This window comes from Nostoc sp. NOS(2021) (assembly GCF_017115025.1).
Taxonomy (GTDB): Bacteria; Cyanobacteriota; Cyanobacteriia; order Cyanobacteriales; family Nostocaceae; genus Nostoc.
The window spans coordinates 20,948-40,267 of record NZ_JABXKM010000097.1 but is presented as its reverse complement, the minus strand read 5'-3'; the positions used below and the strand labels follow the sequence as shown (position 1 = coordinate 40,267).

The 19,320-nt window shown below is 42.5% G+C and carries 15 protein-coding genes and 1 other RNA gene; 8 read left to right on the top strand and 8 right to left on the bottom strand.

All coding sequences use genetic code 11. The features are described from left to right. Window positions 1-120: 120 nt before the first annotated feature. The 4 genes from HWQ41_RS11925 to ctpB form a co-directional block, all read right to left on the bottom strand. A complete protein-coding gene (locus tag HWQ41_RS11925) occupies window positions 121-816 on the bottom strand; it encodes a response regulator transcription factor (RefSeq protein ID WP_292762893.1) in 696 nt (231 codons plus the stop codon). A gap of 540 nt (window positions 817-1,356) precedes the next feature. Then, window positions 1,357-3,342, bottom strand: a complete 1,986-nt coding sequence (locus HWQ41_RS11920) for an EAL domain-containing protein (protein ID WP_292762890.1) — start codon at window positions 3,340-3,342, stop codon at window positions 1,357-1,359. A 1,098-nt stretch (window positions 3,343-4,440) separates the two neighbouring features. Continuing rightward, on the bottom strand, window positions 4,441-5,430 hold the full coding sequence (locus tag HWQ41_RS11915) for a glycosyltransferase (protein ID WP_292762887.1): 990 nt from the start codon (window positions 5,428-5,430) through the stop codon (window positions 4,441-4,443). Between the two features lie 149 nt (window positions 5,431-5,579). Next, a complete protein-coding gene (gene ctpB, locus HWQ41_RS11910; protein ID WP_292762884.1) occupies window positions 5,580-6,920 on the bottom strand; it encodes a carboxyl-terminal processing protease CtpB in 1,341 nt (446 codons plus the stop codon). A gap of 312 nt (window positions 6,921-7,232) precedes the next feature. On the opposite strand from ctpB, the gene HWQ41_RS11905 reads away from it, so the two are divergent. From HWQ41_RS11905 to HWQ41_RS11895, 3 genes are all read left to right on the top strand, one after another. Beyond that, window positions 7,233-7,922: a YdcF family protein gene (locus HWQ41_RS11905; RefSeq protein ID WP_292762882.1), complete on the top strand. Its 690-nt coding sequence runs from the start codon at window positions 7,233-7,235 to the stop codon at window positions 7,920-7,922. Between the two features lie 356 nt (window positions 7,923-8,278). Then, the gene (locus tag HWQ41_RS11900; protein ID WP_292762898.1) at window positions 8,279-8,491 is read left to right on the top strand and encodes a type II toxin-antitoxin system RelE/ParE family toxin; all 213 of its coding nucleotides are present in this window, start codon (window positions 8,279-8,281) and stop codon (window positions 8,489-8,491) included. Window positions 8,492-8,504: 13 nt separating this feature from the next. Beyond that, window positions 8,505-8,810, top strand: a complete 306-nt coding sequence (locus HWQ41_RS11895; protein WP_292762881.1) for a HigA family addiction module antitoxin — start codon at window positions 8,505-8,507, stop codon at window positions 8,808-8,810. 198 nt (window positions 8,811-9,008) lie between these two features. On the opposite strand, the gene HWQ41_RS11890 is transcribed toward HWQ41_RS11895, so the two are convergent. Then, on the bottom strand, window positions 9,009-10,211 hold the full coding sequence (locus tag HWQ41_RS11890) for a 3-dehydroquinate synthase (protein ID WP_292762878.1): 1,203 nt from the start codon (window positions 10,209-10,211) through the stop codon (window positions 9,009-9,011). Between the two features lie 473 nt (window positions 10,212-10,684). Here HWQ41_RS11890 and HWQ41_RS11885 point away from each other — a divergent pair, with 473 nt between their 5' ends. The 5 genes from HWQ41_RS11885 (at window position 10,685) to HWQ41_RS11865 (ending at window position 16,750) form a co-directional block, all read left to right on the top strand. Beyond that, window positions 10,685-11,566 carry an EboA family metabolite traffic protein gene (locus HWQ41_RS11885; protein WP_292762877.1) on the top strand — a complete coding sequence of 294 codons (882 nt, stop codon included), beginning with the start codon at window positions 10,685-10,687 and terminating at the stop codon, window positions 11,564-11,566. Between the two features lie 44 nt (window positions 11,567-11,610). Continuing rightward, window positions 11,611-12,579, top strand: a complete 969-nt coding sequence (locus HWQ41_RS11880; RefSeq protein ID WP_292762874.1) for a TatD family hydrolase — start codon at window positions 11,611-11,613, stop codon at window positions 12,577-12,579. A 320-nt stretch (window positions 12,580-12,899) separates the two neighbouring features. Continuing rightward, window positions 12,900-13,832, top strand: a complete 933-nt coding sequence (gene eboC / locus HWQ41_RS11875; protein ID WP_366931659.1) for a UbiA-like protein EboC — start codon at window positions 12,900-12,902, stop codon at window positions 13,830-13,832. A 292-nt stretch (window positions 13,833-14,124) separates the two neighbouring features. Beyond that, window positions 14,125-15,351, top strand: a complete 1,227-nt coding sequence (gene eboE, locus HWQ41_RS11870; RefSeq protein ID WP_292762872.1) for a metabolite traffic protein EboE — start codon at window positions 14,125-14,127, stop codon at window positions 15,349-15,351. 22 nt (window positions 15,352-15,373) lie between these two features. Then, window positions 15,374-16,750, top strand: a complete 1,377-nt coding sequence (locus HWQ41_RS11865) for an alkaline phosphatase family protein (RefSeq protein ID WP_292762869.1) — start codon at window positions 15,374-15,376, stop codon at window positions 16,748-16,750. A gap of 299 nt (window positions 16,751-17,049) precedes the next feature. On the opposite strand, the gene ssrS is transcribed toward HWQ41_RS11865, so the two are convergent. The 3 genes from ssrS to HWQ41_RS11850 all read right to left on the bottom strand — a co-directional run bounded on the left by ssrS (window position 17,050) and on the right by HWQ41_RS11850 (window position 18,972). After that, window positions 17,050-17,233, bottom strand: a non-coding RNA gene (gene ssrS / locus HWQ41_RS11860) — 6S RNA. A gap of 60 nt (window positions 17,234-17,293) precedes the next feature. Beyond that, complete coding sequence (locus HWQ41_RS11855) at window positions 17,294-18,451, bottom strand: 5-(carboxyamino)imidazole ribonucleotide synthase (protein ID WP_292762867.1); 1,158 nt, start codon at window positions 18,449-18,451, stop codon at window positions 17,294-17,296. Next, window positions 18,451-18,972 carry a pentapeptide repeat-containing protein gene (locus HWQ41_RS11850; RefSeq protein ID WP_292762865.1) on the bottom strand — a complete coding sequence of 174 codons (522 nt, stop codon included), beginning with the start codon at window positions 18,970-18,972 and terminating at the stop codon, window positions 18,451-18,453. The genes HWQ41_RS11855 and HWQ41_RS11850 overlap by 1 nt, the downstream gene beginning before the upstream one ends. Window positions 18,973-19,320 lie beyond the last annotated feature (348 nt).

Genomic DNA, 19,320 nt, shown 5'->3' with positions numbered 1-19,320 from the left:
CCCAATGCCCAATGCCCAATGCCCAATGCCCAATGCCCAATGCCCAATGCCCAATACCCAATGCCCAATACCCAATGCCCAATGCCCAATGCCCAATACCCAATGCCCAATACCCAATACCTATTTAGCAAGACCGTGTTCTAGAGCAAAACGAACTAACTCTGTACGGCTATTGGTGCCGGTTTTACTAAACAAACGGCTGACGTACTTTTCTACATTGCGGACGCTGGTTTCCAAGCGACGGGCGATTTCTTTGTTCATCAACCCTTCAGCGACCAAATTTAGAACACTTTGTTCTCTGGGAGTCAAATCAATTTTGAAAGGGGCTGGCGATTGCGAAATGGCATTTCTTTGAGTTAACAATGCCTTAATTTGGGCAATCTGATTGGCTAGTTCAGCAAGATCGGGGGTTTCAGCGTCATCTCCGGTACTTGCGGACTTAGCGGCGCGGCGGGCTAGCAAATTTTCGACTATGGCGACTAACTCATCTGGATCGAAGGGTTTGGGTAGATAGGCATCAACACCAGCATGATAGCCTTGGATGCGATCGCCTGTCATACCTTTAGCAGTTAAAAATACTACCGGGAGTGCTTGGAAGCGGGGGTCTTCTCGCAGTTGCTTGAGGAACTGATAGCCATCCACTTGAGGCATCATGACATCGGAAATCACTAAGTCAGGTGTATTGAGCTGCATCCATTCCCAACCTTCAAGGGCGTTACTGGCGACTTGAACGTTGAAACCGCTCTCTTGCAAATAGTCTTTCACGGCTTCCCGTATGCCTGGTTCATCATCCACCAGTAACAATTGTGCTGACATTTAAGATTTCCTTGAGTTTTCCTTTTTCCAATTTAGCGAAAGTTGACAGTCATTGAACAAAAGGTATAAGGGAAAAACCCATTGCTTTGCCATAGTTGTTTCTAACCGCCGATTTCACGTTAAGTTGACACCAATGGGTAGTGCCCATGCGTGTCAACTTAACGTGAAAGTTAGTCTAGAACCAGCTTTTAGAGATTGTCTCGAAAAGAAGTCTCTGACTGGGAATGCCTATAGGGGGGCTGCCGCTTCCCTGACTCGCGGCTCTGCCGCGATGAGGTGCATTTCCAGGCAGAGGCTGGAAACAAGGTTTTAAAAGGGTTTTAGCTTAAGTTGACACGAATGGGCACTGCCGTGCCTCTACACCTGGCGATATAATGTTGTACCGCATCTGAATGGGAACCGCTATATGTAACAAAATGTAAAACCGTCAAAGTCGTTGTGATTGCTTCTCTTCTCTACGAGAGGCTGCGCCAACGAGACGCTACGCGCAGCGTCTCGTAGAGAGCGTCATTATCAATTACGAATTTTTTTAAAGAACCTTTACCATTGAGGATGTTCCATAATTAATGCCTCTGCTGCCGAGCTATTTAATGGAACTGAGAAAAAATGTCCCTGGCCATATTCACAGCTCAACTTTCTTAGAAGTGCTAGTTGCTCTTTTGTCTCTACTCCTTTGGCAAGCACATCCACACCCAGCTTGTGTGCCAATGTGACAATTATCTCAATAATTTCTAAATTCCTACTACTAGCACCGATTGAGCTGATGAAAGAACGGTCAATCTTCAACATTTTAATCGGAAAGTTATAAAGACGACCTAATGAGGAGTAGCCTGTACCAAAGTCATCAATTGATAACTCAATACCCATCTCTCGAAGTTGTAAGAGTACGGCAGTTGCCTTATCGCCATTTTCCACAATTACGCTTTCAGTAATTTCTAGCACTAGAGTGCCAGTATCAAGACCAGTTGAGTCCAAAATTTGCCCAATCTGCTCAATCAAATCCGGCTGGGAAAATTGCTTGAGGGAGAGATTGACACTGATTTTCTCTAGGAAGTTGGAATGATGGTACACCCGCCAAGCTTGTATCTGGCGACAGGCTTCATGCAATGCCCAGTTGCCAATGGAGAAAATTAGTCCAGTTTCCTCTGCTAGGGGAATAAAATCTGCTGGATTAAGCAGACCACGCTCTGGATGCTGCCAGCGCAACAGAGCCTCAAAACCTAAAATAGAGCCATTTGTGAGCGAAACAATCGGTTGGTAATAAACTCGGAACTCAACGCGTTCAATTGCTCGGCGCAAATCGGTCTCTAACTGCAATTTCGCCAGAGCATTAGCATACATATCTGAGTTGAATAGCTCATAATGCGCTCTGCCCAGCACCTTGGCTCGGTACATTGCTGTATCAGCATCCCTCAAAAGGTCTTCTGGCTGTTCATAATCTAATGTCGAACTCAACGCGATACCAATACTTGCCGTTATGAACACTTCTTGTCCGTCAAGCTTAAAGGGTAACGCCAGTTCCTGTTGAATCCGTTCAGCTACTGTGATGGCGTCTGATACATCTTGGATTCCCTCAAGCAGGATTGTAAATTCGTCTCCCCCAAGGCGTGCGGCTGTATCTATGGAGCGTACACATAGTTCTAGCCTACTTGCAGTCGCAAGCAGTAATTGGTCTCCATTTAAGTGTCCAAGACTATCATTGATCACCTTAAATCGATCCAGGTCGATAAACATTACAGCTAATAGATAATCTGAATGCCGTTTTGAATAATTGAGCGCATGTCTTAGGCGGTTCATAAATGCAGCGCGGTTTGCCAGACCCGTCAGTGCATCGTGAAAGGCAAGGTGCAGCAGTTGTGACTCGACTCGTTTACGCTCTGTAATTTCAGTCAGCAATTGCTGATTTGTTTTTACCAATTCCTCTGTCCGTTCCGCCACCCGTATTTCTAAATCATCGTAAGCTCGGTGCAACATTTCTTCAGCTTGTTTGCGTTCACTGATGTTGCACAGCAGCCAACGCCAGCCAAGCGGTTTCCCTTCAAGGTCGTATACCGCAGACGCTTTAACACTAGCAGGGAAAGGCGTTCCTCCCCGTGACTGTAGGTTAATTTCCCAGTCCTTTAGCTCCTGCAAATTGTTCATTTGAGAGTTAAAGGACTGGCGGTCTGCTTGAGCAATAAAGAGAATTAATGGTTTACCTACTAGATACTTTTGGTGGACACCGAGCAAGGTTGCTGCTGCATGGTTAGCCTCTTGGATTGTCCCGGTGGTATTAGTTACCAAGTAACCATCTGGAGCGAACTCAAACAAATCTTGGTAACGCTGGCGCTCTTTTTCTACTGCCGCTCGTGTGACCTCTAACTCCTCCGAGGCTGTCAATAGTTCTTCCATTGCAATGTTGAGTTCCTCAAAAGCCTCTGTTATGATCTCTTGTTGTGAGTTTGGCTTAGTTTCATTGCATTGCAATAGTCCCTGTACTTGTGAGCGCAATTTATCTATCTGTTGGCTAAATCCATCCACGTTCATGTTGCTCAACTCACAAAACTATGAAGCGTAGCTGTGAATGAAGAGGTCAAAGGAAGCAAAACCCATACCTTCCTCGAAGCTTCAGACCCGATTGAGCAGGCAAGGAGAGGGTTACTTGCAAGAGCGGACACGTTGTAATTAAATATGGCAGAACTTATTTTCTTGATTTACTAACTTATCTATCAATGATGAGGGAGCAATCAAATTTGTACACGCTCAAATCAGCTTTTTGCCCTATTCAGTGCCACAAACTTGTCCATTAACGAGCAAAGTGCAAAGTTGCAGCAAGCCCTACCTACTGAAATTTCTACTTTATTAAATACAAGCTATCCAAGTTAAAACTTGATCAATAACAGCATATTTGCTTTCCTTATTTTTGGAAATACTTCTTAAGATACATTCACTTTTGTGAGTTAACGAAAGAATAAGGGTTTCAGTCAATGCTTTTGGGCTGACAAGAGCGTTTGTTTTTTCTTACTTAGCTGCTTAGTAGCATGGGATACTAAGGAATGTCATACAGAACGGGAGCATCTACTGCAAGCAAAAATAAATGCCGAAGGATTAGAAGGCTTGGAAAGTTTGCTCAAGTCAAGCCACTCCGTTGCGGGGGTTCCAAGAGTTGTAGGAAGTGGCGCGGCAGAGCCGCAAGAGCAACTTTCCGCAAAATCTCAAATTAAATGACAGAGCAAGTGACTTGATTGCTCTTTTGAATCTAATAGGACTTACGCATAAGAAATCCCCCAACCCCTTAAAAAAGTTGGCTCTTGAGATCCCCCCTTAAAAAGGCAGGGCTGTTTCATTCCCTAAAAGGCTCTGATTTACAAGCGTTTCAAGCAAAAAAGTCAGGTGACTAAAAAATCTGATTGGGCAAGAAAATCGCGTTCGCACTGAAATTTACTCGTTGAGGTGGTAGCTTTTCGATGACCAAATCAAGCAAATTTCTGACTCGTACTCTTGACAAAATCTCTAAGAGATCGAATGAAACAGCCCTGCCTTAAAAAGGGGGGATCGAGATTTCAGGTTTTGAGTGCGTAAGTCCTGTCTAAAATCTAAAATCCAAAATTGTCTGACTGCTCATATTCCAGCCCCCTAGTATTGTTACAGCCGATCAATTATCTTGGCATTCTCTGGCAGCTTGGCGTCTCGTTGCCCAGCAGTACGCGCCCTAGCAGTGAACAAACCAATGGGAGTATTTAATAAATCTACAAGGGTGGCTTGACCCGCGATGCCTGGGTTGGGCTGCGCCAACGCCTTCTTAATATCCCTTGGTACTTCCTTCAATAACCAACGTACTAAGCGATAGCCGTATTCTTTGGGTGTCATCTCTCGCATCAAATCTACACCGTGCAGTTCATGCAGATAGCGATTTGAGCGTCCATAGCGCTGCCATTGACTTTGCAGTTCTTGAAGTGTAGCGCGGTGGCGGTGCTTAACGATCGCATTCGGAGCAAATTCCAAACGCCCGATGTTTTCCCCCAAAATCCGCCAGCAAATATCTGCATCGCCACCAGTGGTAAGATAGGGACGAAATAAACCCGCTTTTTCTAAGGCAATGCGTCGAATCGCCAAATTAGCCGTTTGACCATAAGGACGAAAGGAATGCTTAAGGGTATGCTTTGGCGACAAAGTTTCTTGACGCTCTGCGTGTCGTTCTAGCAGAGTTGTGCCTGGTAGTGCCAAAATTTCACCAGCGACAATTACCACTTCTTTGTTGACAAAAGGCGGAATTAATGCATCTAACCATTGCGGTTCTGGGCGACAATCTGCATCGGTAAAAACGATAATTTCACCAGTAGCGGCGCGAATCCCAGTATTACGAGCAGCATAGGAGCTTTGAATTTGGTTTTCGCTCAACGGGTGAATTGTAATTGGGCAATTTTCGGCAGATGTTTTGAGGATAGTGAGAGTGCGATCGCTACTATTATTGTCCACCAACAAGTACTCTACCCGGTCTTTTGGGTAGGTTTGAGACAACAGACAATTGATTAACTCTGGTAAATCCGCCTCACCGTTATAAATAGGAACAACCACCGACACCATTGGTAAAAAGCTGGTGGCGGTGGTTGCATCAACTGGCTGATGATTCATAAATCTGAGATTTTGGAGATGGGATTACTAGCTAGTATTCCCAAACCAAAATCCTGGAACGGTAATATCAAGCAGTTTTTATAACTCCAAAAATCTGGATTTGGGAATACTACTATATAAACACCTGGTAACAAATCATTCGCGTCAATCTAAAATTTCAAGTTACCGGCGCGGCTCATGGGTCGAATCGGTTGATTTGCCGGCGGCTGGGCAAAGTTGTTATTTGATAGAATTGCGATCGCACGGGCATATTGCGGATCACTCTTAGTTCCGATTAAATCTGGATTAGAAGCTAACTGACGCTCTTGTGCCTCTGTCAAGTCTAGCTTGATATCTGGCGTAATCCCTTTATGGTTAATATCCGTTCCCGCCGGGGTGTAGTAATGGGCAATGGTAACTGCCAAGCCGGAACCATCTGCGAGTTCATGAACTGACTGCACTAGTGCCTTACCAAAGGTTTGACCACCTACGACTACCGCCCGCTTATTATCCTTGAGCGCCCCTGTGAGGATTTCGCTAGCACTAGCTGAATTACCATCTACTAAGACCGCCAAAGGACGATTTGTCAGAGCAGTGCTATTGGCTTTAGTTTCTTCACTAGTGCCCACACGGTCTACTGTCTTGACAATTCCGCCGTTATCGTACCACATCCGGGCAATTTCAATGCTCGCTTGCAATAAGCCGCCAGGATTTCCCCGCAAATCCAAGACATAAGAATCAACTTTCTTACTGTTCAAATCGCGGATGGCTCGTTGCATTTGCTCTGCGGCGTGGGCGCTAAATTCCCGCAAACGGATATAGCCAACGCGGCGATTCCCTTCTTGTCTGAGGGTATAACGTACCGTTGGCACTTCAATATTTGCTCTCGTCAGCTTCAGATCAAAAGCATTTTGCCCCGTTCGTCCCAGCCGTAGCTTGATGGGAGTACCCGCTTTGCCACGAATTAACTTGGAGGCGTCATCCACTTTCATTTTGAGAGTGGGTTTGCCGTCAATTGCCAAAATTTCATCGCCTGCTTTGATCCCAGCTTTCAGTGCTGGAGAATTTTCTATGGCTTCGACAACAGTCAGCTGCTGAGTTTTTTGGTTGACTTCCATCCGAATGCCGATGCCAGAGACTTCCCCAGATGTTTGGCTAGTCAGGGCTTCAAACTGTTTGGGGTCCATGAACCGAGTATAAGGATCTCCCAACTTTTGTAAAGCTTCGCGGATGGCAGTATAAGCTTCTTCCCGAGAAGAATAGTCTTTGTTCAACAGGCTTTGTCTGGTTGCTTGCCAATCTTGTTGATTAAATTTAGCATCAACATATTCGTGATTCACCACTTGCCATACTTGGTCAACTATCGCTTTCGGGCTGTCTTGTAGGGCTAGAGCGGCACGGACATCACGAGTCCAAGCGGGGCCGAACACAGACATAGTAGCAGTAGTGGCGATCGCTCCACCAATCAAGGCTACTTGGAGCGGCGAGTAACTTTTTGCAGATTGGTTCATGTATTATATCAGTTGGAATAATTGTGTTGTTGACAGTTTAGCAATCAGGCTTTCCAGAAAATTTTAAGTTTTTATACCCCAAACTCAGCTATGCTCCCTTCATCATTTTTATCGTTGAATGATGCCGAAAATACTCCATTATTAACAACCATTTCTCAGTTTGTTAGCCTTCTCCGGAAGGCTATACTGAACGTGTGACACTTTGATCAGCGTCATGTTTGCAATTCTTCATTACTTTTATAAGATAGCACTTTGATCACTGAATTGCAGCACTGTTAGACAGCCATTAAATCAGGTTTTCTTACCTAAGTCATGAAACGCAAATTTACCATCAAATCATTAATTTCTATTAAAAGAAAATCTGCTAATCTGTGGCAGTTGTTACAAAAACTAACTGGTGGATTGTACTTTGTCCTGGGCACTTGGCTGATTTTCACTACTATAACCTTAGTTTTTGCTTCTTCGCAGCCAGTAGATGCCTTCTTTGTGCTTGGTGGCAGTGTTAGTCGAGAAACTTATGTTGCCCAACAAGCAAAACAATACCCGCAAACCCCAATTTTAATTTCTCATGGTTCCCCAGACCCCTGTATACGGTTAATTTTTCAGCCGGAATTAGTAGAGTTACAAAACGTTTGGTTAGAAAAGTGCGCGAATTCTACCTTTGAAAATTTTTATTATGGTATCCCGATTCTGCGGCGTTGGGGAGTGCATAAAGTCATGTTGATTACCTCGCCAAGTCATTTACCCAGAGCCAAATGGATGGCACAAATTCTTTTGGGCGCTCATGGTATTTGGGTAGAGTCAGAGATTGTTCAGGAGTTGGGTGTTCCTGGTAATCGTGAATCTTGGGCCAAAACTGGATTAGATTTAACACGCAGCCTATTTTGGGCGATTTTAAGTCAAATTATTCAACCGCAATGCTCAAATGTGACAAGACTTACTGAAGTAGATATGCAAGCTTGGGAGCATCGAGGTTTTCATTGTGAACATCAAGGGGGGTAGGGAGTTAACAATTCAAAATTCAAAATTCAAAATTCAAACATTTTAGACATTTCAGACGAACGCGAGTGCGTCCGCACCAGAAGAGAAGTGCCTTGCGCGGGTTAAGAGCGTTGTGGCAACTACGTTCAATTTAAACCCCGACTGAAATGGGTGCTACATGTAGATTGCAGTTTCTTAAACCCTTTAATTTACGATAAGGGAGATGGGGATCTACCAGAGGACTATAATGCTACTCCGTTTTTTGATAGCATGATAACCGTGTCATCATGCTAATTATGATAGTATCATTTAAGGATCAAGGAACCGAAGATATTTTTGATGGTAATGACTCAAAGGAAGCTTGAAAGCAATGTCCTATATACTGTTGGGAAGTTGCACGTAGAAAATTAGATCAACTTAATGCAGCGTTATCTCTAGATGACATTAAAGTTCCACCGGGTAACAGGTTAGAAGTACTAAAAGGTGAGCGGAAAGGTCAGCATAGTATTCGGATTAATGACGAATATCGAATTTGCTTTATATGGACACTCCAGGGTGCATCAGAAGTTGAAATAGTCGATTACCATTAGGAGATAACAACAGATGAGAGTTCCAAAGTATAGACCCCCATCACATCCAGGTGAAATATTACTTAAAGATTTTCTAGACCCAATGGGAATAACTCAAAGAGAACTTGCAGATGCACTTCACGTTCCTTATCAGCGAATAAATGAGCTTGTAAATCAAAAGCGAGGTATTACACCTAGTACGGCAATCAGGTTATCAAAATTTTTCGGAAATAGCTCAGAGTTTTGGTTAAATCTCCAACAAAATTGGGAACTTTACTACGTTCTCAAGGAAGAAGAAGAGGAACTAAAAAGTATTTTACAATTCAGAATCACGAAGTAGCGATCGCCTGAAAAATTAAGCAAGTTTGTAGTAAGGACTTTAGTGCTTAGAAAATAAGCACTAAAGTCCTTACTACAAACTCTATACTTCAAAAGATTTGTCATATTTACTTGATAAAAATCAAGGATGAAAATTTGGAGGAGAAATTTGTAACCTACCAAATACGTTCTAGTTTAATGGAGAATATCATAGACATTGTTAATGTAAAAGTTCCCAATCTTGCAGCATCAAAATAGCATCTCTATACAAAGACAAATCCACCTGATGAACTTCTATTCCCTGCCCGATTCCTTGTAGAAGGGTGATTGTCAATTTTCCTCCCAAGTGTTCACGGAACTCAGTAAGCCCCCTAAATAGACAATGCGGATGCTCTAGTTGATCTAATTGCTCTGTCAGTGCTGATACGTACAAGCTAAAGCCTAATTTATTGAGTGTAGTTAGAACCATTTGCCACTCAGATTCCAAGAGTTGCCCTGTTAAATATGAATAGGTCGTATCTAAAGCAATACCGATCGCTACAGCTTCACCATGACGTAGGCTGTAACTAGTTAAATGCTCCAGTTTGTGAGCAGCCCAGTGTCCAAAATCTAAAGGACGCGATGAACCCATTTCAAAGGGGTCGCCGCTACCTGCAATATGCTCTAAGTGCAACTGAGAACAGCGATAGATCAGCCTTTCCATTATGTCCATGTCTCGATTAGCCAATTTATCGGCATTAGTCATAATGAAATCGAAGAAATCTGCATCTTTAATCAGCGCTACTTTCACCGCTTCTGCAATACCCGATCGCCAATCTCGATCATCAAGGCTAGTGAGAAAATCAAAGTCATTCAAGACAGCATAAGGTGGCATGAATGTACCCAAAAAGTTTTTCTTACCGAAGGCATTGATTCCGTTCTTTACCCCTACACCCGAATCATTTTGCCCTAATACTGTTGTCGGTACTCGTAGCAGCCGAATTCCTCGGTGCGCCGTTGTTGCTGCATATCCTGCCATGTCTAGGACGGCTCCACCTCCAATTGCTAAAACGTAGGAGTGACGGCACAATCCAGATGCATTGATCTGCTGATGAATTTGCTCTATAAATCTAGAATCGTTCTTGACTGCTTCTCCACCCGGAACTACCATCGGCTCACTGCTCAACGTGAGTACATCTCCATAACACTGGGCATAAACTGATAATTTTTTCAGCAACCCATCCTGGGACTGTAAAAATCCTGCATCTACCACTGCTAGTACTTGTTTTGGGGTTGTCTCCCTATCTGCGGCAATCACTTGTGCGAGTAAAGGATTATCTAACTGAAACAGACCTCTAGTGAAGTGAACATCATAGTTGAAGGTGACGCGAACACATTGGTTAATTGGTTGCAGATTCAGAACGGTTTTTTGTTGAATAGCCATTGGAATATTATTAGTTTTTAACTAACTGTAAATGGATGCACTATTGCGATTACAATTGACACTATAATGAACCTAAAAAACCATTAAATACTTCAATCTTAAAATGATTTACTAGACAAATTCTAGATACTAAATCAATCATACTGAAGCGCCTTCACCCTAGTAGATAAAGTTAAAAATAACATTAATTTACAATTTATATTGATGCCTAGACTTTATATCTGAGGTTGGCAATGGAGTTCATTATTACATAAGATTCTAATTTTTTTCCGTAAGATAATTTTAGAATTTATCTAATCAAAATGATATCTTTACAGTATCTTATTTAAAATCGGGAGATTTTTATAGATTCAGTGAAGTTATCACCTCAAGAGTATATTATTTAGCTGGTTTAATCACAATGTATCAAGTTTAGTGGTAGATTTTATACTTAGTTGTCACAAAAAAAGTTGGGCAACTCTCTGAAATTCATCATGAATAAAGTAAACAAGTTACTGCATAACTGGCTGTTAAAGTCTGTTTCAGAAAAAGCTTTTGCTTGGCTGGAACAGAAGCAGGCACAGATTGCTAGCGGCGCTACTGAACGAGTGTTTTTCACGGCATTTAGTGCTGTGCCGCGTTATTTAGGTAAACAGGATTTGCAACTAACATTCCAGGACTTGGAAGCAGCAGAGGATATGATTCCCGGTTGGTATCCTGGTCATTGGAGTGTAGATCAAGCAGGTCGCACACTCTTGCTTCTAGCTTTGCCCCACGATGATGCTCAGGGGTATGTGCGATCGCTTGATCAAGTTTTCTCCACTGCCGATATGGGGGAGTTAGTTGTCCTTTATCAAAGTTTGCCGCTATTACCACATGCAGAGTTACATCGCCACCGTACTGCTGAGGGAATTCGCAGCAATATGAGTAATGTGTTCCAAGCCATAGCACTACGTAACCCTTATCCAGCGGATTATTTAGATAATGCTGCTTGGAATCAGATGGTGGTGAAGGCTGTGTTTGTCGGCAGTCCATTGCATCTAATTTGGGGTCTCGATCGGCGTGCTAACCCAGAATTGGCGAGGATGTTGGCAGACTATGCCCATGAACGTTGGGCAGCTAAACGCTCAGTTACGCCAGAACTTTGGCGATCTGTAGGGCGGTTTGCAGATAGCGCAATCATCACAGATTTGGAAAAAGTACTAGCGAATGGGGATATAGACGAGCAAAAAGCAGCAGCGTTAGCTTGTGCTGAGTCTCCTTTACCCCAAGCGCAAGCATTACTTACCCGTTACCCAGATTTACAGTTATCCATTCAACAAGGTAATCTGACTTGGAACAGTTTTAGCCGCGATCGCTTGTCAGTTTACAAATAAAAAAGACTGGGGATGAGGGAGATGAGGAAAAGAACCAATGCCCAATGCCCAATGCCCAATACCCAATCATTAAAACCATGATGTTCATCGATCCTCACATTCACATGTGTTCCCGTACTACTTACGATTACTTAGTAATGCGGGAATATGGCATTGTTGCCGTTATTGAACCAGCTTTTTGGTTAGGACAACCTCGAACCAACGCTGGTACATTCAAAGACTACTTCAATAGTCTTGTAGGCTGGGAACGGTTTCGTGCTAGTCAGTTTGGCATCCAACACTACTGCACAATTGGCCTAAATCCGAAAGAAGCTAACAATGAGGCGCTAGCAGCAGAAGTTATAGAATTGCTACCACTTTACGCCTGTAAAGAGGGAGTTGTTGCCATTGGCGAAATTGGCTATGACGACATGACAGAAGCAGAGGATAAGTACTTTTGTAAACAGTTAGAATTAGCCAAAGAACTCGATATGTTGGTACTAATTCATACGCCTCATCGTAATAAGAAGGCGGGTGCTAGTCGGAGTATGGATCGGTGCGTCGAATATGGCTTAGATCCTTCACAAGTAATTATTGACCACAACAACGAGGAAACTGTTGAAGAAGTATTAGGACGGGGTTTTTGGGCAGCTTTTACAATTTATCCACAAACGAAGATGGGTAACGCCAGGATGGTAGAAGTTGTCCGTAAGTATGGATGCGATCGCAAAGCGGGACACGATAGTGTTCGTCGCATCATTGTAGATAGTAGCGCTGATTGGGGTATCAGTGATCCTTTAGCAGTCCCGAAAACTGCTCAGTTGATGTTAGATAGGGGCATTCCTGAAGAACATGTGCGAGCAGTTTGTTATGAAAATGCCCTAGCTGCTTACAGTCAAACTGGGCAGATGAAAGCATCAGACTGGCTTAATCCCCAATCTGTTGATCAGCGTCAGTTGTTCAATGGTAATTCTGTGTTGCGCGGACAGGAACCAGGAATCAAATCAGTTTCAGATTATGTGTTGATTGAGTAGAAGATTGGAAGGGGGCATTGGGGATTGGGCATTGGGCATTGCAAGAGAGATTTTCATCTTTGCGTTGTCAATGTAACTCATGGAGTCTCTTGGAGAAATATTTTGGGGTTGCTGAGATTCTTGTAGGGTGGGCATCTTGACATCCTATAAAATCAGCAAAATATCCCGCAAATAGGTAACACCAATATTTTTTGTTTCATGCAGAGGAAGAGTAGTAAAAGAAAATTCCATGAATTATTTGGAACAGCTATAGATAGCTATCTAATTCATCTGTAATATGCGGTTTATTTTGAGAAATTACTAGGCAAGGAGGCAGATAAGTGAATGTTGCAAGCTTAAATTTTCAAGGCTGGCGGGGTTATCTGGAATTGATGCGTCCTGCTAATATTGTTACTGCTTGGGCGGATATTCTTGTTGGCTTTGCGGCTTCCGGCTCTGGGATTATTTTTGCTAAGTTAATCAATGGTGAAGCAAGTTTTGCCATACTAATTCCATTAGCTTGGTTGTTATTGGCTACAACTGGTTTATACGGCGGTGGTATAGTTTTTAATGATATTTTCGATGCGGAATTAGATGCAAAAGAGCGACCAAATAGAGCAATTCCTAGTGGTCGCGTATCTCGTCAAAATGCTAGTTTATTGGGGAGTATACTGTTTGCGATCGCTATTATAGCTGCTTTTCAAGTATCCTGGTCGAGTGGTGCGATCGCTATATTTATCACTCTGGCATCGCTGCTATATGACTCACTTGCCAAACATCATCCTTTTTTTGGCCCTTTAAATATGGGTTTATGCCGTGGTAGTAACTTATTATTAGGTGTAAGTGCTGTACCAGCAGTAATAGGAGAACGTTGGTACTTAGCACTAATTCCTGTTATTTATATTGCGGCTATCACTGCAATTAGTCAGGGTGAAGTTCACGGAGGTAAGAAGATTACAGGAGTACTAGCACTACTGTTAATTGGAATAGTTTTGACGGCAGTTTTAGCTTTAGGATTATTAAAAGAGTATACAGCGATCGCAGCACTACCATTTGCTATTTTATTAGCTATCAGAGTCTTGCCTAATTTTATCAAAGCGGCGCGTGAACCACTCGCAGAAAACATCCGAAATGCTGTGAAAATAGGCGTTTTATCTCTAATAGTCTTAGATGCAACCGTTGCATCTGGTTTTGCTGGTTTGTATTACGGTTTATTAGTTCTAATTTTGCTACCAATTTCGATGAAGTTAGCAGAACTATTTGCTGTTACTTAAATTTGAATGTACACACCCAGTAATACCATATTCAACAATCTTTGCAACAAATGAATCGTCTGTAGGGGTGCATAGATGTGCATTGGTGTCAACTCAAGCTAAAACCCCTTTAAAACCTCGTTTACAGCCTCTGTCTGGAAATGCTCTTCATTGCGGCTCTGCCGCAAGTCAGGGAGGCGGCAGCCCCCCTATAGGCATTCCCAGTCTCTGACTGGGAACGAGACAATCTCTAAAAGCTCCTTTTAGACTGGCTTTCACCTTAATTAGTATATATAGGGCATAAAACTAGAAAATGAAAATTACAAAAAACAATAATTTTCACTTAACTTATTGCAGCAATATTCATCCTGGTGAAAGTTGGCTAGAGGTTTTCGCAAATTTAGAAAAGTATATTCCCGAACTCAAGTCACGTTTATCGCCTACAGAACCTTTTGGCATTGGCTTGAGATTAGCAGATATCGCCGCAAAACAACTTTTACAAAATAATAACTTGGCTCAATTCCAAGCGTGGCTAACTCAACACGATTTATATGTTTTTACCTTAAATGGATTTCCTTATGGCGGATTCCATCGACAGGTGGTAAAAGACCAAGTTTATGCACCAGATTGGTCTACACAAGAACGGGTGAATTACACATTAAACTTGGTACAAATTTTAGCTACTCTTTTGCCAGAAGGACTTGATGGCGGAATTTCTACACTACCATTATCCTATAAACCTTGGTGGGAAAAAGACCAAGCAACTTTCGAGACAGTTCGGAAAAAGAGTTGTTTGAACATAGCATCAGTTGTTATAGAAATAATTCGCATCCGCGAAACAACAGGAAAGATACTACATATTGATTTAGAACCTGAGCCTGATGGCTTAATTGAAAACACCTCAGAAGTAATTGATTTATATCAAAAATGGTTATTGCCAATTGGCGGTAATTACTTATCAGAAAATTTAAATATTGAGCAGAGTTTAGCAGAGACTAAATTGCTAGAACACGTTCGAGTTTGCTATGATACCTGCCATTTTTCAGTTGAATATGAGCAGCCAAAGTCTGTATTTGCGCGTTTGCAATCGGCAGGAATTAAGATTGGTAAGATTCAAATCAGCGCAGCGATTCAAGTAAAAATCCCTGCTGATGTTGAGAAGCGGACTTTGATAGTTGAACGCTTACGCCCTTTTGCAGAATCTACTTATCTTCACCAAGTAATAGAACGTCGCAATGATGGTACACTCCATCACTATCCTGACTTAATAACTGCATTACCACATTTAGAGCAATCTCTAGCTGAAGAATGGCGTACTCACTTCCATGTCCCAATTTTTATTCATGATTATCAAATTTTACAGTCTACGCAAGATGACATTGCTACTGTTTTGCATCTACTTCAAACAAACAATGCTTGCCAACATTTAGAAATTGAGACTTACACTTGGGATGTATTGCCATCAGAAATGAAGATAGATTTGCTGACTTCTATTCAGCGTGAATATGAGTGGGTATTAAAATTAATTCGTAATTCGTAATTTGTAAGAGAGGATTAAATTGATGCAGAAAACGGTTGTTCTAAATGTTGTAGGATTAACGCCCAGTTTACTAGGAGAAAATACGCCGTTTTTATCTTCTTGGGCGGCTATTGGGCAAGTAGTTCCCATCAAAAAAGTGTTACCTGCTGTGACTTGTTCAGTTCAGGCTACTTATTTAACAGGAAAATTGCCTGATGAGCATGGAATTGTCGCTAATGGTTGGTACTTCTGCGATGAATGTGAAGTAAAATTTTGGCGGCAATCTAATAAACTAGTACAGGCTCCCAAAGTTTGGGAAATAGCTAAATCAATTGATCCAAACTTCACTTGTGCCAACCTTTTTTGGTGGTACAACATGTATTCTTCAGTAGATTATGCCATTACGCCGCGCCCGATGTATCCCGCAGATGGCAGAAAATTACCTGATATTTATACCCATCCTAGTGATGTGCGATCGCAAATTCAATCTGATTTAGGAAACTTCCCTTTGTTCGATTTTTGGGGGCCAAAAACTTCCATTAGTTCTAGTCAATGGATTGCCAATTCAGCAAAATGGATTGAGGAACGTTACAGCCCTACATTATCACTAGTTTATCTGCCACATTTAGATTACTGTCTGCAAAGATTTGGTAACAATGAAACACACATCCAAGCTGATTTGCAAGAAATTGATGCTGTTTGTGGCGATTTAATTGAATATTATCAAGCACGTAATACTCAGGTAATTATTCTTTCTGAGTATGGCATTACCCCAGTTTCTAAAGCAGTGGATATCAACCGCGTATTAAGGGAAAATGGTTTAATTGCTGTGCGGGAAGAATTAGGGCGAGAACTGCTCGATTTTGGTGCTAGCATTGCCTTTGCCGTTGCCGATCATCAAATTGCTCATGTATATGTGAATGATCTAGCGTACATCCCAAAAGTGCGATCGCTTTTAGAAGCAACTGAAGGCGTAGCCCAGGTATTGGATGAAGAGGGTAAGCAAACCTACCATCTTAATCATCCTAGATCGGGGGAATTAGTTGCGATCGCTCAACCTGATGCTTGGTTTACCTATTATTATTGGCTCGATGATGCGAAAGCTCCTGATTTTGCTAGAACTGTAGATATCCACCGCAAACCTGGTTACGATCCTGTAGAACTTTTCCTTGATCCACAAATTAAATTTCCTCAAGGAAAAATTGCTCTCAAGTTACTTAAGAAACAACTGGGTTTTCGCTACTTAATGGATGTGATTGCTCTGGATGCTTCCCTAGTACGTGGCTCTCATGGTAACATTACCACTTCTGTTGCCGAAGGGCCTCTATTTATCACCCATCAAACTCATCTAGTTGATGAAAATGGAATTGAGGCGACAGATGTTTGTTCGTTGATTCTCAAACATTTAAATCAGGAGTAGGGAGTGGGGCAGTGGTGTCAACTTAAGCCAAAACTCTTTTAAAACCTCGTTGGAAATGCTCCTCATTACGGCTCTGCCGCAAGTCTTGAGGCGGCAGCCCCGACATAGGCATTCCCAGTCTCTGACTGGGAACGAGACAATCTCTAAAAGCTTCTTTTAGACTGGCTTTTAGCTTAAGTTGACACGCATGGGCATTGCTGTACCCCTACCGCGTGTCCTATTTACCTGAAAATAGCTGTAATGGAGATTAAATAATTAAAGCTCCCAAATTCTAACTGACTTTGGGAGCTAATAATTTTAAGTTCACCGCGACGCCGTTTTACCTAAGTTTATGACCTGGTTTAACCAGGTGGGAACCTAAATTCCTCGTTTAAAGTTTCCGGGTACATGCCCGGTTTACTGCCACGAGAACTGTTTGACTCCCTTGTCTTTAAAGGCATAGATCAAAAAACTTGATGGCAGTCACCAACGTCGTAGTGCAACTCACTCATTATAGCTTTCAAAAAGATGTTCTGTGTTCAAGATCAAAAGTTTCTGAAAAATTTACCTGGGATACCAGATAGATTCTATGGTGTGGGCGATGGCTGCGCCGACACCGTTGGTGTACGCACTTCCCAACTCTTTATTTTGATTATCCAGCAAAACGGTGACATGTCCTAACTTTCGCCCCGGACGTGATTCTGTCTTCCCATACCAATGAAGGTGCGCCTGGGGAATCTCTACTATTTGTTGACGCTGGCTTTGGTAGTCGCTGTGAGAATTTTCATACCCCAGCAGGTTCACCATCACAGCACTAGCGCACTGCAAAGCCGGATTTCCCAAAGGTAAACCACAAACGGCTCTCAGGTGCTGCTCAAACTGCGAAGTTTCACAGGCGTCAAGGGAAAAATGCCCAGAATTGTGGGTACGGGGGGCAATTTCATTTACCAGGATTTTGCCATCAGCACTGAGAAATAGTTCAATTCCAAAAATTCCGACTACTTCTAGGCTATTTAATAGAGTATGTGCGATCGCTTGGATTTCTGCTACTTGATTGGGCGTAATCTGGGCTGGCGCAATCACTCGCCGACATACTTGTTGTTCTTGTTGGGTTTCTACCACTGGGTAAGTTACAATTTCTCCCTCTACAGAACGCGCTGCAATTATTGCTAGTTCTCGTTCAAATGGGACAAATTCTTCTAACAAGAAAAGTGATTGATTTAAAGTTAGCTTTTGCTCTAAAGTAGCAAAATTCTGAATTATGAAAGTACCCTGACCGTCATAACCGTGGCGGCGGGATTTCAGGACTGCTGGAAAACCTAGATATTCTATTTTTGATTTGAGATTTTCCGCTTCGTCAAGGGCGAAAAACTGAGGAACTGGTAAGCCCAAGTCGCGTAAATAGCAACGCTGATGATATTTATCTAAAAGAGGAGCTAAAGCTTCTAATCTGGGACGGAAACAAACGCCTTGCTGTGCTAGAAGAGATAAAGCTTGCAGGTTAACAAATTCGTTTTCAAAGGTGATAACATCACATTTTTTAGCTAATATCTCTGTAGCACTGGCATCATCTACCGGGGCAAAAACGACATCCTGAACAATTGACACGGCTGGGTCGTGTTCACTAGGAGTTTGTATTAGCAATTCTAATCCTAGCTTCTCTGCTGCATCTGCCATCATCCAGGCAAGTTGTCCGCCACCAATTACACCAACACGCTTCATTAACATCCTAGAGAATCACGAGTTTGCACGCCTGTTTTGGAATTCACACCACTGGCTTTCCCGCACAGTTCTTTGATTTGCGCCCGATCCAAAATTGCATCTGTAAAATCTGCACCGTCGATATTCACATCATTAAAGATGGCGCGGAGCAAAAGAGCTTCTTTGAAAACTGCATCGCTCAAATCTGCCTTAGTCAAGTTTACCTGATCAACCATTGCATTAGTTAAATCTGCTCCGTGGAGATTTGCTTTTGTCATCACCGAAGCACTCATGACTGCTCCCCGTAAGTCAGCGTTTGCAAAGTTAGCCAGTTCCATATTGGCGTTAGAAAACTCCGCAGCTTGCAAGCTTTCACCAGAAAAATCACGTCTTGACAACTCTGCATTGCTAAATGACAGTGGATGAGTCCAATCTACTGCCAATGCAGGATCAGCCACGCACCAGATAATAATTCCTAGAAAGAACGCTAACCCTTGCCGCCAAAATATATCGAGAGTCAACTTGGTGTCTAATCGCTGCATTTAAGCTTACCGCATTTGAATATTAGCAAGACTGGTTTATCCTAATTGAGACTCGCAGCCTTGCTACCGGACTTGGGGAATGTGTATTTTCCTTGCTTAATATTTTGTAACGCAAAAAGGGCATAGGTGTAGCCCGTCGTGGACATCACTTCTCACCTTTAGCTACAGAGCCACAATATTAGGAGAGTTCGCCTTGGCGTTGGCGGAGCGATCGCACTCAGTATATAGCGTTTCTTAAGCAACTGAGGTACACTCAAATCTTTTTTACTAAGGCAGGACTTACGCAAAAAGGCAGTGAAAGCCTTAATTTACCGTAGGGGCAATTCATGAATTGCCCCTACATTTCGT

Coding starts and splice junctions, on each gene's coding strand:
- HWQ41_RS11880 (WP_292762874.1), top strand. CDS start 11,611: ATGCCCAATGCCCAATACCCAATCATTAAAACCATGATGTTCATCGAT.
- HWQ41_RS11885 (WP_292762877.1), top strand. CDS start 10,685: ATGAATAAAGTAAACAAGTTACTGCATAACTGGCTGTTAAAGTCTGTT.
- HWQ41_RS11890 (WP_292762878.1), bottom strand. CDS start 10,211: ATGGCTATTCAACAAAAAACCGTTCTGAATCTGCAACCAATTAACCAA.
- HWQ41_RS11915 (WP_292762887.1), bottom strand. CDS start 5,430: ATGAATCATCAGCCAGTTGATGCAACCACCGCCACCAGCTTTTTACCA.
- HWQ41_RS11925 (WP_292762893.1), bottom strand. CDS start 816: ATGTCAGCACAATTGTTACTGGTGGATGATGAACCAGGCATACGGGAA.
- HWQ41_RS11865 (WP_292762869.1), top strand. CDS start 15,374: ATGCAGAAAACGGTTGTTCTAAATGTTGTAGGATTAACGCCCAGTTTA.
- ctpB (WP_292762884.1), bottom strand. CDS start 6,920: ATGAACCAATCTGCAAAAAGTTACTCGCCGCTCCAAGTAGCCTTGATT.
- HWQ41_RS11895 (WP_292762881.1), top strand. CDS start 8,505: ATGAGAGTTCCAAAGTATAGACCCCCATCACATCCAGGTGAAATATTA.
- HWQ41_RS11850 (WP_292762865.1), bottom strand. CDS start 18,972: ATGCAGCGATTAGACACCAAGTTGACTCTCGATATATTTTGGCGGCAA.
- HWQ41_RS11855 (WP_292762867.1), bottom strand. CDS start 18,451: ATGAAGCGTGTTGGTGTAATTGGTGGCGGACAACTTGCCTGGATGATG.
- eboE (WP_292762872.1), top strand. CDS start 14,125: ATGAAAATTACAAAAAACAATAATTTTCACTTAACTTATTGCAGCAAT.
- HWQ41_RS11920 (WP_292762890.1), bottom strand. CDS start 3,342: ATGAACGTGGATGGATTTAGCCAACAGATAGATAAATTGCGCTCACAA.
- HWQ41_RS11905 (WP_292762882.1), top strand. CDS start 7,233: ATGAAACGCAAATTTACCATCAAATCATTAATTTCTATTAAAAGAAAA.